The organism is Psychrobacter sp. I-STPA10 (genome assembly GCF_021012795.1).
GTDB lineage: Bacteria > Pseudomonadota > Gammaproteobacteria > Pseudomonadales > Moraxellaceae > Psychrobacter.
The window spans coordinates 129,166-143,553 of record NZ_VFYU01000001.1; the positions used below are offsets into that span (position 1 = coordinate 129,166).

The 14,388-nt window shown below is 39.1% G+C and carries 11 protein-coding genes; 7 read left to right on the forward strand and 4 right to left on the reverse strand.

The features are described 5' to 3' along the window. Positions 1-33: 33 nt before the first annotated feature. A complete protein-coding gene (gene uvrC / locus FHK89_RS00555) occupies positions 34-1,872 on the reverse strand; it encodes an excinuclease ABC subunit UvrC (protein ID WP_230655715.1) in 1,839 nt (612 codons plus the stop codon). 242 nt (positions 1,873-2,114) lie between these two features. Beyond that, a complete protein-coding gene (locus FHK89_RS00560; protein WP_230655716.1) occupies positions 2,115-2,855 on the reverse strand; it encodes a dienelactone hydrolase family protein in 741 nt (246 codons plus the stop codon). 284 nt (positions 2,856-3,139) lie between these two features. On the opposite strand from FHK89_RS00560, the gene FHK89_RS00565 reads away from it, so the two are divergent. Beyond that, positions 3,140-3,682, forward strand: coding sequence for a YcgN family cysteine cluster protein (locus tag FHK89_RS00565; RefSeq protein WP_230655717.1), 543 nt, complete (start codon positions 3,140-3,142; stop codon positions 3,680-3,682). A 46-nt stretch (positions 3,683-3,728) separates the two neighbouring features. Here the strand turns inward: FHK89_RS00565 and FHK89_RS00570 are convergent, their stop codons facing one another. Next, positions 3,729-5,258 carry an Lnb N-terminal periplasmic domain-containing protein gene (locus FHK89_RS00570; protein ID WP_230655718.1) on the reverse strand — a complete coding sequence of 510 codons (1,530 nt, stop codon included), beginning with the start codon at positions 5,256-5,258 and terminating at the stop codon, positions 3,729-3,731. Positions 5,259-5,477: 219 nt separating this feature from the next. On the opposite strand from FHK89_RS00570, the gene FHK89_RS00575 reads away from it, so the two are divergent. The 6 genes from FHK89_RS00575 to FHK89_RS00600 all read left to right on the forward strand — a co-directional run bounded on the left by FHK89_RS00575 (position 5,478) and on the right by FHK89_RS00600 (position 13,703). Beyond that, positions 5,478-6,347 (forward strand): CBS domain-containing protein, encoded by an 870-nt coding sequence (locus FHK89_RS00575; RefSeq protein WP_230655719.1) that lies wholly within the window; start codon positions 5,478-5,480, stop codon positions 6,345-6,347. 206 nt (positions 6,348-6,553) lie between these two features. Beyond that, positions 6,554-8,152: an apolipoprotein N-acyltransferase gene (lnt, locus tag FHK89_RS00580; protein WP_230655720.1), complete on the forward strand. Its 1,599-nt coding sequence runs from the start codon at positions 6,554-6,556 to the stop codon at positions 8,150-8,152. A gap of 215 nt (positions 8,153-8,367) precedes the next feature. Further along, positions 8,368-8,811, forward strand: a complete 444-nt coding sequence (locus FHK89_RS00585; RefSeq protein WP_230655721.1) for a hypothetical protein — start codon at positions 8,368-8,370, stop codon at positions 8,809-8,811. Between the two features lie 514 nt (positions 8,812-9,325). After that, positions 9,326-11,155 (forward strand): aminopeptidase P family protein, encoded by a 1,830-nt coding sequence (locus FHK89_RS00590; protein WP_268992892.1) that lies wholly within the window; start codon positions 9,326-9,328, stop codon positions 11,153-11,155. Positions 11,156-12,046: 891 nt separating this feature from the next. After that, positions 12,047-13,120 (forward strand): HAMP domain-containing protein, encoded by a 1,074-nt coding sequence (locus FHK89_RS00595; protein WP_230655723.1) that lies wholly within the window; start codon positions 12,047-12,049, stop codon positions 13,118-13,120. Between the two features lie 43 nt (positions 13,121-13,163). After that, positions 13,164-13,703: a DUF4388 domain-containing protein gene (locus tag FHK89_RS00600; RefSeq protein ID WP_230655724.1), complete on the forward strand. Its 540-nt coding sequence runs from the start codon at positions 13,164-13,166 to the stop codon at positions 13,701-13,703. 106 nt (positions 13,704-13,809) lie between these two features. On the opposite strand, the gene FHK89_RS00605 is transcribed toward FHK89_RS00600, so the two are convergent. Beyond that, on the reverse strand, positions 13,810-14,385 hold the full coding sequence (locus FHK89_RS00605) for a dihydrofolate reductase (protein ID WP_230655725.1): 576 nt from the start codon (positions 14,383-14,385) through the stop codon (positions 13,810-13,812). Between the last annotated feature and the right edge of the window lie 3 nt (positions 14,386-14,388).

Here is a 14,388-nt window from a genome sequence, read left to right on the forward strand (position 1 = left end):
TTGGATTTGGTCTGGGTTATTACTGACCCAAATTTATTCATGCAACACTTTATAAATCGTTTTAGCTAGTATATTGCCGATTCCTTTTACCCCTGCAAGCTCTTGTTGTGATGCGCCTAAAAGCTGTTGTAAACCGCCAAAGTGATTGAGTAATTCACGTCGTCTTTTCTCACCGAGTCCTGGTATGACTTCTAAGACTGAAGATGAGCGACGTTTGTCACGTTTTTTGCGATGTGCAGTAATGGCAAAGCGATGCGCTTCATCACGTATGTGCATAATAAGATGTAGTGCTTTGCTATCCATGGGTAAATCTAATGGCTCATGCTCAATAAAATGTAATACTTCTAATCCTGCTTTGCGTCCTTCGCCTTTAGCAACACCGATAAGCAGCGTATCTGCTAATATGTCCAGCTCAGTGAGTACTTCTTTTGCCATATTAAGCTGCCCTTTACCACCATCAATAAGTAAGATATCTGGTAATGGCTGTTTTTTATAACGTCGAATAAGGGCTTGTTTCATCGCAGCATAATCATCACCACCTTGGATGTCATGAATGGCATACTGGCGATAGTCACGTTTGCGTGCGCCACCTTGATCAAAGACAACGCAGCTTGCTATGGTTGCTTCTCCCATGGTGTGCGAGATATCAAAACATTCTATACGGTCAATGGCTTTATCAGTGATAGGCGCTAAGGTTTGTTTTAATGTGCTAAAACGAGATTGCAGCTCTAAATAGTCGCCAAGTTTGGTTTTTAAGGCATTATTGGCATTTAGTATCGCTAAATCTAGCCATTCAGCACGTTGCTCTCGTACATTGGTTTTTATCATTACTTTACTGTTAAAGTGGCTGATTAGTGCTTCTTGTATAGCGTCTTGATCACTGAGTTCGTGACTGATGATAATCTCTGCTGGTAAATCATCAGTCACTTGGAAATAAAAGGAAGTAATAAATGCTGATAAATTATCAGATAAAGGTTCACTACTATCAACATCGGGAAAATAGTTTTTGCCTCCCAATACTCGACCACCTCGGACGGTAAGTACGTTAACACAGGTAATGCCTGCTTGACTGGCAATAGCAATGACATCCGCTTCCCCTTTGATGGTATAGACCGCTTGTTTGGCTTGTACTTCTCGCAGCATGGAGAGTTGGTCACGATAAAAGGCGGCTTGCTCAAAGTCTAATTTATCGGCAGCCGTTTCCATTTTATCTATTAGAGTTGTATGAATATCACTGGAATCACCTTTTAAAAAGCGAATGGTATTATTCACATCTTCAGCATAATCTTCGGCAGAGACCAAGCCAACGCAGGGTGCACGGCAGCGTTTGATTTGATATTCAAGGCAGGGGCGTTTGCGTTGGCGAAAAAAGGTATTGCTACATTGGCGCATTTGAAACATTTTTTGCATTAATACCAGTGTCTCTTTTGCGGCATGGGCTGAAGGATAAGGACCAAAAAATCTGCCTTTTTGGTGATTGCCTTTGCCACGACCGTATGCCAAACGTGGATAAGGTGTATCTGCTGAGATAAAAATATAAAGATAAGATTTGTCATCTCTTAAAACAACATTATAAGGCGGACGGTATTCTTTAATTAAGTTTTGTTCAAGTAGAAGTGCTTCTGTTTCTGAGCGAGTGATGATGGTTTCAATATCATGTATACGAGCCACTAAGGCACGAGTTTTTGGGTGCTCGATGGTTTTGGCAAAGTAGCTATTCACTCTATTTTTAAGCGATTTGGCTTTACCCACATATAAAATATCACCATTCTTATCCAGCATTTTATAGACACCGGGTAGGTTGGGTAGGCGTTTTATAAGATGGTTTAGCCGAGTAGCTCTGTCTTCTTGTGATGTATTATCTTTAGACATGGCGGAGGTGACCTAAAATAAAATGAAGGTATAACAGTTATTTATGGGGTGAATGTCATCTATTTGCAAGTATGGTTTATGACCACTTAAGTGGCTATGACACCACAGAACAAAGCCCAATTTCTCAAAGTGAGATAATTGGGCTAAGTCAGTCAATAGTTGAAAGGACACGTTACTGTATTAAAAAAAGTGATAGCAAGCTACTGGCTTAATTGACGGTATTAAACTGCTACGCTCACTGTTTATGCTAAATTGCTACGCATAAACTCAATCATTTTATCCCAGCTTTCTTTAGCAGCGGTTTCGTTATAGCCTAAATCGACGCCATTTTCCGCTGCTCGTTTATCTGCGTTAGGATTGGTAAAGCCATGTTTGGCATTATCATAAATATCAATGGTATATTGCACTTCGGCATTATCAAGCTCTTGTTTTAAACCATCGACTGCCTCTAGTGATACCATGCTGTCATCACGTCCATGAGCAAATAAGACTTTGGCAGTAAATTTGCCTTTTTCGGCAGCCTGTTTTGGTGTTGGATTACCATGGAAGGTAGCAACGGCTTTTAATGGCATACCCTCACGTGCCATATCAAGGGCAATTTTACCGCCAAAACAGTAACCAATCGCACCAAGGCGATTGGCATCGACTGCCATTTGGTCGCTAAAGTCACTGAGGATTTGTTGGCAACGTGCCATCAGCATGTCTTGGTCAGCCAACATTTGCTCCATCCACTCATTGGCTTGAGCAGCGTCTGTGGTTAGTTTACCTTCACCATATACGTCCATGGCAACGGCAGCAAAGCCTGCTTTGGCAAGTTTTTCGACCACTTGGCGAGGGTGTTCGACCACGCCCCACCATTCAGGTGCAACCAAAATGCCTGCCACAGGGTTATCATCGCTGGCATTTTCAGGTAGTGCCACATAACTTCTTAGTTCAACACCATTATTACTGATGCTAGGTAGTTCATAGGTTTTAATTGTCATGATTTTCCCTTATTTTATGAGTTCAAGATTGATTGAATATTTTATTAGTTCGTTAAAATAAGCATTAAGTTGATATTATAGTCTGCCTACTATAAATCCACCACAGTGTTAACCTCGCTAGATGTACTACGTGTATTATCTGCACTCGGTTACCTTGTGGTGAAATTATATTAGATTGACTATATCGCAATAATATTAACTATGCCTTCTTTTACCTTACCGCTCAGAGCTGAGAAAAACAGCTATAATACTGTAACTAACTTTTTCTTAATTGCTACTTTTTTATGATTAATCTTAAATCTTCTACTAATGATTCGATTGATAACGTATCTACTGTGGTGAATGCTACAGAATATGACTCAGAGTTACGCCCAAATTTTTGGCAGTACCATAGTTTAGATGAGTTAACCCATAGTGAGTGGGAAGCGTTATGTGATGGCTGTGGGATATGTTGTTTGGTAAAGTTTTTGGACGAGGAAGATAAGCCAGAGGAAGTAGAATATACCGATGTGGCATGTCAATTACTCGACTGTGATACGGGTTATTGTTCTGATTATGCACAGCGTCAGCGTTTTGTGCCAGATTGTATTTCGCTGTCTGTGGATATGTTGGCAAAGATGATGTGGCTACCCAATAGCTGTGCTTATAAACGCTTGTATTTGGGGCAGGATTTACCCAAGTGGCATTTGTTGATAACTCAAGATGCAATAAAGACTCAACAAGGAATGCGTCGGGCAGGTGTGGGTGTGGCAGGACGCTGTGTGAGTGAGGTTGGTATGAGTGATGAAGACATGGAAGATAGAATCATTCGTTGGGTAGAGGTATAGGATGGTGTCGTGTCGTGACAGGTGAGCCACGACACATTATCTACCACTACAATCCTTGCCGAATCCGTTGTGAAAATTGACTTTCTAAACTGGTACTTGATTGGTGATTGTTATCATGATTATTACTGTTATCTGAATCAGCCAAACTATTTAAGTTGTCCAAGCTAACTAAGCCATCTGTCTTTTGAGCACTAGTATTGTGAAAATTACTGACTTTGGGATTCACATGGGCTTTTTGATACCATGTTTTTATGTCCCATTTGTGATTAAGCAAGCCAATATCATATAAATAGTTGGGTAAATAACCAGATGCCCATATTCGGTAATCCCACGGTAGATGTCTTTTTTTAATGTTGGATTTGGTATTAGTGGTGTTAGTAATATTGGTAGTGTGAGTAGAATGGGTGCTCAAGTTATTGTATTCGTCTACGATTAATTGGCGTGCCATATAGTAAATAAGGGTGGTACAGTTACTGGTTAAGGTGTTATACCATTTGGGGTGAGCATGTAATTTGTCTGCCATGTTTAGATATGCTTCAAATAATGCCTTGATTTCTGCTCGCCTTAGGTTGCTTAGTGGGAATAAATACACCTGCTCCCCACGTATGTTAGTACGTGTATAAATGATGTCCAATTCTTCAGCAGCAATGAGTGTCAGTTCGTATTGCCGAAAAAATCCACCCAATGTCGAAAATGACTCGTGTTGCTCTTTACGAATTTCTAATGAGAAGGCCAATGGGGTGGTATCTTTAAACCGAAAGCTCACGATGGTATGGGCAATTTTATCCCCCATCCAGTAGGTATTTGAGATGTCTACACCTGCTAGTGTGCGCAAATCTATTTGCCGAGTTTGCCAACGCGGTATGGCATACTCACAAGTTTGCCAGATAAAGTTACGCACATTGTATATAGTGATTAAATTGGGGTTATTAGCATCACGTTGATATTTGGGTAAATACTGTACTTCTTCCTTCCAAGCTCGGTGTTGTTGTGGAGTTAATGATAAATACCAACCCAGTCCTAGCAACCATATAACAGCATGACTTGTGGCACAATACTTGGTGTATTTGGCATATTTTCGGTATTTTAATTGTTTAATATTGTGGTTAATAATATGGTCATTTGAGATGGTTGGACGATTATGTTTGCTGTGTTTTTGCTTCTTAAATTTGTGTTTGTGTAATGAGCTTGCCAGTTTTTTTAGCTGATGCACCAGTGTGCTACGCTTTTTGCCACATTTTATATAATGGTTTTTATTCAGTTTTTTACTACATTTTTGTCTAGATTTTTCAGTTTTGGTAAATGCTGTGGGTGTTTTGGGGGATAAAGTAGTAGCTGCTGCTAGGCGGTAACTAGAGTAGTAAAAACAAAGATAAAGATTGATTAACACGGCTAATAAAGATGCTGAAACGATAAATAACAGCGTCCATGTGCTGAGTAGATGCTTTGGTAATTGATACCATAATGCCAATAATAACCATAGGCTGGCTAGTAATAAGGCAGTGGCAATAAAGAAGCACAGTAGCCACTTACGTTTGGTGGCAACTCCTTGTGCAGATTGTCCTTGTTGAGTCATGGCGACACTATTTAACTTATGCTGTGTGAGTCTGTTAAATTATAGGGTTTTTATTGCGATTTCGCCATATTTTTACCATATTGTGTTGATGGCTTGTGGCATAAAAAACGAAACAAACACAGGAATCATATAATTAGTTAAAAATTAGCGTTGAATATCAGATAATCATGAGATAAAGTGAGTCTAAATTAGTCATATACGAGGTTAACTTACCCTACCATGTCGGACGACAATCCAAGCTCGAGTAGTTGGTCGATGCGTGGCCTAAAACGCTGGCTACAAGCCGCCCCAGAAACCAGAGATGAACTGATACGATTGGTTCAAGACTCTCGGCAATTTTTAGAACCAGACACTGTTGATATGCTTGAAGGTGTTTTAGATTTACCCGCAACCCAAGTGCGTGAGATTATGACACCAAGACCACAGGTGGTCGGCATTCATGAAAGCGATAGTTTAGATAGTATTTTAGATGTTATTTTAGATACCACCCATTCTCGTTATCCTGTTTTTGACAGTCAAGACGATGATGCGGTAATTGGTATTTTACTGGCTAAAGATTTAATACCACTGTTGGTACAGATGCTGCGTAATACGGATACAAATGGTTTTCGTATTAAAGACTTTGTGCGTCAGCCTCTATATATCAATGAAACAGCACGTTCAGACACCCTACTGCGCTCTTTACAACGCACCCAAGTTCACATGGCAGTGGTGATTGATGAGTTTGGTAATATGGTCGGTGTGGTGACCATGGAAGACTTGTTAGAGGAAATTGTTGGCGATATTGTTGATGAGCATGATGACTTTGATGAAGACAGTGATGTGAATAATATTGTTCCTCACCCTACTGATGCAAATGCATGGATTGTACAAGCATCAACACTCATTGAAGATTGTAATGAAAAATTGCATACAAACTTTGATGATACTGATGTGGATAGCATGGGTGGTTTGGTGATGCAAGCATTGGGAGATGTGGGTGACTTGCATGGCGAAGAGGTTGAAATTGATAATTGGCGTATCAAGATATTGGACGTCGATGGTCGTTTTATCAAAGAGTTAGAGCTAATTGCGCCTTCTGTAGAATAGATTTATCCTATAGTTAATTGAGTGTGATAAGACTGTCCTATTTCTAATGGGGCAGTTTTTTTATGGACTGTTATTTCTATACGGTTACTATTTATCATGATTACTCACAGTGACTCATTATTGCTTATGAGTTAGGTGTTCTAATTTCGTATTTATTAACCAACACTGGTATGATACGCAAGTTTATAATTTTTGGCTGGAATCTTATGCGTCTTACTACTCAACAACTGCATACTCGGCTATCTAAAGTACCACAATCTCCAGCATGGCAGCGGTGGTCAAGTTTGCCACTTAGCCTGCGACTAATGATTGCATGGCTTGCAGGGGCGATATTTATGTTGTCGCTTACCCCTTATGGCTATTGGATCATTGCTATCATATCGCCAGCGATACTATATGCTTTACTACTGCCAAAAATGACAGGGCGACGAGCGTTTATGATAGGCGAGGCTTATGGTATGGGCTTGTGGTGTGTGGGTGCATTTTGGCTCTATACCTCGATACATGATTATGGGGACACTCCTGCTTGGTTGTCTTTATTAGCCATCGCTGCCATGGGCTTGGGAATGGGATTATTTCATGCAGTATTGGCATGGATTTTTAATCGCTTTATGGGTAAACAACCTTTTGCTTTTGCCGCTTTATGGGTACTACAAGAGTGGATGAAAACATGGTTATTTACTGGTTTTCCGTGGTTGTTTGTAGGCTATGCGTTTACTGAGCAATATTGGTTATCGTCTTTAGCCCCTGTATTTGGGGTATTTGCAATTTCATTTGTAGCAGTATTTGTGGCGGCCAGCTTGGTTGAGGTATTGCGACATAAATTTGGTTATCTAGTGATGAGTGTGCTACTTATTGTGATAAGTAGCATATTATGGTTAGTAAATCCACAATGGACAAAACCAAAAGGTACACCAGATCTGAAAGTATCTTTAATTCAGGGCAATATTCCTCAAGATTTAAAGTGGTTGACTGAGTATCAGGTTGAAACCCTAAAGATTTATGCCACATTGACTCGCAATGAGTGGGGACGAGACTTAGTGCTTTGGCCCGAGTCTTCTATCCCTATGTTTCAAACTCAGGCTTGGGGTTTTATTACTGAGATGGTAAAAATTGCCAAGGCAACGGATACGACTTGGGTTACAGGAGTGCCTTACAAAGATGAAGCGGCATTTAATCCTGCTACTGATAAATATGCACCGTTTTATAATAGTGTGATTGCGCTTGGTGCTCAAGGTGATGGTTTGTATAAGAAGCAGCGGCTCGTGCCGTTTGGTGAGTATATACCTTTTGAAGGCGCATTGGATTTGTTCCCTGGTTTGGCGGGCAGCCAAGAGATACTCAGTTATAGTCGTGGTGGAGCAAATCAAGCACCGTTAAATGTTCGTGGTCATAAATTAGGGGCAGCCATTTGTTATGAAGTTGCTTATCCTGATACCACACGGCGTAATGCACAGGATAGTGATTTTTTATTAACCATATCCAATGATGCATGGTTTGGCACATCGGCAGGCCCATTGCAGCATTTGCAAATGGTACAGATGCGGGCACTTGAGACGGGGCGTTGGTTTATCCGTGCAACCAATACAGGTGTGACAGCGATTATTGATGATAAGGGGCATATTGTTGCGCGTGCGCCACAGTTTGAGCGTACCGTGTTGCGAGGTGATCTACAGGCACGTACTGGTCAGACGCCTTTTGTGCGTTATGGTAGTTATCCCATATTAGCGATAACGTTCATTTTATTACTGCTGAGTTATTTGGCTCGGCGTGCTGCATATTTAAGAATGGGTAATAAGGACTAAGCATTAAAAATGCGATAAAGCTTCTATTTTAATACCTTAAAATTTTTAGGGATTTTTACAAAGATTTAAAAATTGGTATATAATAGAGCCAATATAAGATTGGTCAGTAACATTAATCATATGAATATAAACCATATTGATATATTAACTTGGCTGTACCAGTGAGTTTTTTATTTTATTTAAACATATAAATTTTTGCTTAAGGTAGGTGTTGCATGGCAGACGCATCGCAGAATAATCCCAAAAAAGAGCTGGTTTTTGCCCTTGTTGGTCTTCTTGCATTTTTGGGAATTGTGTTATTGATAGCCATTTCTGGATATTTGCGTCCAGCACAAGAGCATGTCACGGTAGAGACCGCTACAGAAGATGCCGTCACTGTAGAGGGTGAGCAAGTTGGTACAGTGGTGAGTGATCCTGAGCAAGCAGAGCTTAATGACTCAGTGGCAGAACAAAATGAAGTGGTTGCAGCAGCAGATGAAGAAGCAGCACAAGCGGGACAAGATCAGTCAGCAGCTGATGAGAGTAATGCTGCTACTGTGACTGCACAGGCAGGGACAGCAACGGCGACGGCAACGGTTGCAAGTTCAAGCTCTCCATCTCCAGAGGCGACCACCACAGATGATACGGATGCTACTGAGACGACAGACTCAGTGCAATAAATTCTGTCAAGTCATCGTTGTTTTTTTACTTTGTCAGCCAGTCTCTTTGAGATATAAGCCAGCATTTGTTTATGTTAGCTGGCAAAAATAAAAATGCTTGATGACTTGTTAAGATAAGTTAACCCGCTATTGTTTTTGCATTAGCGGGTTTTCTGTTTTAATACTAAAAACCTGTATCCACAGCACAACCCAAAAGAATAGTTTTTTGCCTAAAATAGAGTTACTACTGTGTTAAATTTGGAGTTACGACTGTAGATATTAAGAATCTGTATTCACAACCCATAATGGTGGCTTTTTGCCTAAAATAGACGTACTACGGCATTAAATTTTGGGTTAAATAGAGTGACTATTCGCCCCAAAATTTGCCTTGTATTACGCAATTTTAGTTTAAAACCCCCTGATTTTGGATTATGAATACAAGTTCTAAGATGATTTATCATAGGGGGATAGCTGATTTAATCAGTGTTAAATTCCTCAATAAATAAACCAATAATTAATAAGTGAGTAGATGATAATGGAAATAGTGAACAGTAATAAGAGTAATAAACAAAAGATACAAAACCGTCTGCAGTCTTTACGTGACTATATGTTCAAAAATAATATCGCGGCTGTGGTGATACCAACGGCAGATCCACATTTGTCAGAATATCTTCCAGAATATTGGCAAGGGCGAGAGTGGTTAACGGGATTTACTGGCTCGGCAGGTACCGCAGTGGTGACACAAGATTTTGCTGGATTATGGGCAGATAGTCGCTATTGGGTACAAGCAGCAACACAACTGGCGCAAACGGGTATAGTGCTACAAAAATTGCAACGGGGTGTACCTACACATATTGACTGGTTAGCAAGTCATCTGCAAGCGGGTGATGTGGTTGTGATTGATGGCAATGTGCTATCGGTTGCTGAGCAAGCCCGTTTATTAACCTCTTTAGCAGCAAAAGATATTGTCCTAAAAACGGATATCGATCCATTGGCGAGTATTTGGCAATCTCGTCCACCACTTCCTTCTGCACAAGTATATGTGCATGATGCACAGTTTGTCTCGCAACCAGCAGCACAAAAGCTAGCCTTAGTACGACAAGAGATGCAGCAGTTAGCAGTGAGCCATCATCTATTGTCAAGTCTTGATGATATTGCATGGTTGACTAACTTACGTGGTAATGATGTCGATTATAATCCAGTGTTTTTGGCGCATTTACTGATTAGTATGGATACAGCGACGTTATTTATTGACCTGAGTAAAATAACTCCTGAAGTTGAAGCCCTGCTTGAGCAAGCAGGCATTACTTTGGCAGATTATAGGCAGGTGCAGGATGAAGTGGGGAAATTAAGTCGTGATGATTGCTTGTTAATTGACCCTGACAAGGTTGCTGTGGCTGTGTTAGATCAACTATCTGTAGAGGTTGATATTGTTGAGCGTATTGCTCCAAGTAGTATGTTAAAGTCACGTAAAAGTGAGCAGGATATTTGCCATATCCGTGAAGCGATGCGTCAAGACGGTGCTGCTTTATGTGAGTTTTTCGCTCAATTTGAGCAAAGATTGGCAGCAGGGGAACGTCTTAGTGAGTTAGATGTGGATAGTATGCTTATAGAAGCACGCAGTCAGCAGCCTAATTATGTTTCACCAAGCTTTCCAACCATCGCAGGTTTTAATGCCAATGGCGCATTGCCTCATTATCGTGCCACCGATGAAGCCTTTAGTTATTTTGATACAGATGGACTGCTACTGATTGATTCTGGTGGACAGTATCAAAATGGCACAACTGACATCACTCGAGTGGTGGGCATTGGTACAGTCAGTGCTGCACAAAAACGAGATTTTACTTTGGTACTCAAGGCACACATCGCATTGGCAAGTGCACACTTTCCAGAGGGAATCGCTTCACCGTTGTTAGACCCCATTTGTCGTGCTCCTTTATGGCAACATGGACTTGATTTTGGGCATGGGACAGGGCATGGAGTGGGATATTTCTTAAATGTTCATGAAGGGCCTCAAGGTATTTCGTATAGTGCCAGTCCAACACCTGAACGTGCCATGCGAGAGGGTATGATTACCAGTAATGAACCAGGTTTGTACCGAGAGGGACAGTGGGGTATTCGTATAGAAAATCTGGTTGCCAACATAAAAGTGACGGATTCAGATGAACAAGGATTTGGTGACTATTTACGTTTTGAGACGGTGACGTTATGTCCAATTGATACCCGTTTGATTGATAAAACGTTATTAAGTGATGCTGAAATTAACTGGCTGAATGACTATCATCAGCAGGTATATATTAATCTTAGCCCAAAGTTACAGTCAGATGCCTTAACATGGCTCACTGAGCGTACACAGGCAATTTAAATAGAAATGATACAGTTTCACTATATCCCTCCTCAGAAGGAAGAACTGGTTTTTAAGCAATTCCCTTAATTCAAGAGGAGGGTTTGGGAGGGGGTATATATGACTTTAGAAAATAAAATTGAGAGTGGAGTATATAAAGATATCTAATATCTTTAATTAAGATATATTATATAGAGATGTTACCATAAATCTTTAAAACAGTAATACCAATTACCGTATAGGTAATTGGTATTACTGTTTTTTTGTTATTGGCTTTCAAAAAATATTTATGGTAAAAAATAAAAAAGAGTAATGAAAAATAAGAAATAAATCGTTAATTGTTAAAGCACAATTTTTTTATGGTATTTATTATTTTAATAATTAAAATACTTTTAGTGTGCAAGTGTAAACTGAAAAAATCAATATTCATTAGATAGTATTTGATTGTTTCTATATTAAATGGGTATTAAATTAACAGGGTTGTTTTAAGGTGAAAATATAGATATATAAGGGTTTAACAGGATTTTATACTGATAAAAAAAGTAGCTTATTCTCAAGATTGAGTGCTGAAATTTTTCTTAAATTTATGTAATGAAAAAGAAGATATAAAAAAATAAAAAAGATTTTAGAAAAAAATAAATTATCATAATTTGTCCAGTTTTTAGTATTATAGATATACCAACTAAACGAATAACACCAGCTAAATGATGAGTGCTAATGAATAATTTGTGTTTGGTTATTGCAGCCTCTATGACAAAAAAAACTTAGAAAATTTAGTAAATATATAAGTATTTCATAAGGTTATATAAAACTAATATCTTATTACTTTCATTTTTTTTATCTTATATTCGTCTCAGTTAGTTATTCTTGGTAAGTAAATAAAGAAGTATCTAAGATATATAGGCAATTATTATGAAAATTTCGTACAAAGTTCCACTAATAGCAACCACCATTATCCTACTGGCATTTACAGTATTTTCTTTTTGGCAATATGGCTCCATTAAGGCACATCTATTAAGTCAAAGTAAGCAGAATATTGATGAAACAGCAAGGCTTTTAGAAGACAGTGTCAGTGCATGGCTCAATGAACGTGTTGATGTGATGCAAGGTTTGACAGAAATCTTGGCTCAAGATCCTGAGGTTAGTAAAGACGACGTTTATCGTATTTTAAATTCTGATAATTTTAATGATTTGGTTACATTTTACTATGGTGCATTAGATACAGATGGTCAGGCTATTTCACCAAAGTGGCAGCCAGATGGTGAGTGGGATGCACGTACAAGACCTTGGTATGAGGTTGCCAAAGCGCACAATACAGCAATGATGACAGAGCCTTATCCTGACTCTCAAGATGGTCGTTTATTGATTACGGTGGTATCACAAATATATCAAAATAATCAAAGTGTGGGGGCGATGGCTGGCGATATTGAACTGGCGGAAGTAGCCGAAGCGGTGAATGCGGTGAACTTCAATGGGACAGGTTATGCGTTTTTGGTCAATGAAGACGGCTTTATTGTAAGTGCCCCTGATCAAACTTTGTATAATCAGCCAATGAGTCAATTATATGAAGGCAGTGTGCCTTCTTTAATGACAGGTTTTCAAGAGGCAATGGTAGATGGTAAAAAAGTAATCACTGCATTTTATCCATTAGATGATTTTTCTGCTATTGAAAAAGATTGGTATATTGGGGTAGTAGTCGATGAAGCCTCTATTTTAGCACCTGCTAATCAATTAGGTATCAATGCGATTATTACGGCAATTGTGGCTGCAATATTAAGCTCAATTATCTTCTATTTGTTTATGTTAAGCGCTTTAATCAAGCCTGTGCATGCTTTAACTACACAGTCTAATGAGATTAGTCGTGGTAATTTTACTGAAGATGTGGCAGGTATTGAGCGTCATGATGAAATTGGTGAATTGGCGCAAAGTATTCAGCGTCTGCAGCGTAGTTTAAAAATGGCAATGGAGCGGCTATCAAAAAAATAATAGTTCCAAGATTCACCTATTAGTACAATGATATGAGTAGTTTATGAATACAGATAAGTTTGAATATAAATGTTTTATTGATTATCTTGAACAATTATGTAGTTCTAGAAAAACAGGCATAGTATATATGACTTGCGACCAGAATCATTCCGCAAGAATGGTTCTTGCAGCAGGTAAGATTATTGTTATTTCTTATGCAAATAAAAAGGGCAATGATGCCATTGCAGCAATGTCAAAAATTCAACAAATCAGTTATCGTTTTGATAGTTCAAATGTTTCGGTTAATGTTGATGACTCTTTGCCTCCGACATCGGTGATTATTCGTAATATCGCTCCTATTGGCTATACAAAAGAGACAGACACGTTTGCTACAAATGTTGATAATGCAAGCACTATGTCCGTACCTTCAGATATAGCTAAGAGTAGGATAAATAATTTGTTATTAGATTTGGTTGGACCAATGGGTAATTTTCTTTATGCAGATTATGTAGAGAATGCCGTTTCAAAAGAAGAAATTATTAATCATTTATCTAAGGAGCTGTCTACAGTAGAGATGGAAGCTGTTTATAATATATTAAATTAGTTAGTGTTTTACATGTTGAGTCCCAGTGATAGAGACTCAATATCATCTAATATTTACCTACTGTCATTATTATGGTGTTGCCGCAACATAGCGATTTCTTTAGATTTTAAGTGCGCTCATAGGTCACAAAACGATAGCTTAGCCCACTTTTATCATCAGTATATTGCTCAGATTCTTGAGTTTTATTAAATCCCTCTGGAATATTAGGATAAAAGGCATCACCATTTTCAATATCTGTATCTACTAAAGTTAGCTCCAAGCGGTCACTAAACAGCATGGCACTACTAAAGACTTTTTCACCGCCAATTACCCAAATTGTATCGAGCTTCATGCCATGTGCCAGATTGGCAGCTTGGGTAAGGGCATCATCTAAATTGTGTAGTACATGCACATTTTTGTTATCTTGCAACCCTTGCTGCTTGGCATAGTCTAGTTGGGTGGTGATAATAAAATTTACCCGTTTTGGTAGTGGCTTACTGTTCATGGATTCAAAGGTTTTGCGTCCCATAATGACAATGCCTTGCATAGCATCATCGCTATATAACTCGGTGTGGGTGGTCGTCAAACGCTTAAAATGCTGCAAATCGGCTGATATGTGCCATGGCAACTGGTTATCTTTACCAATGCAGTGATTATTGCTAATGGCAGCAATTTGTGCAACTTTGGTATGGGCATAGCTCATAAG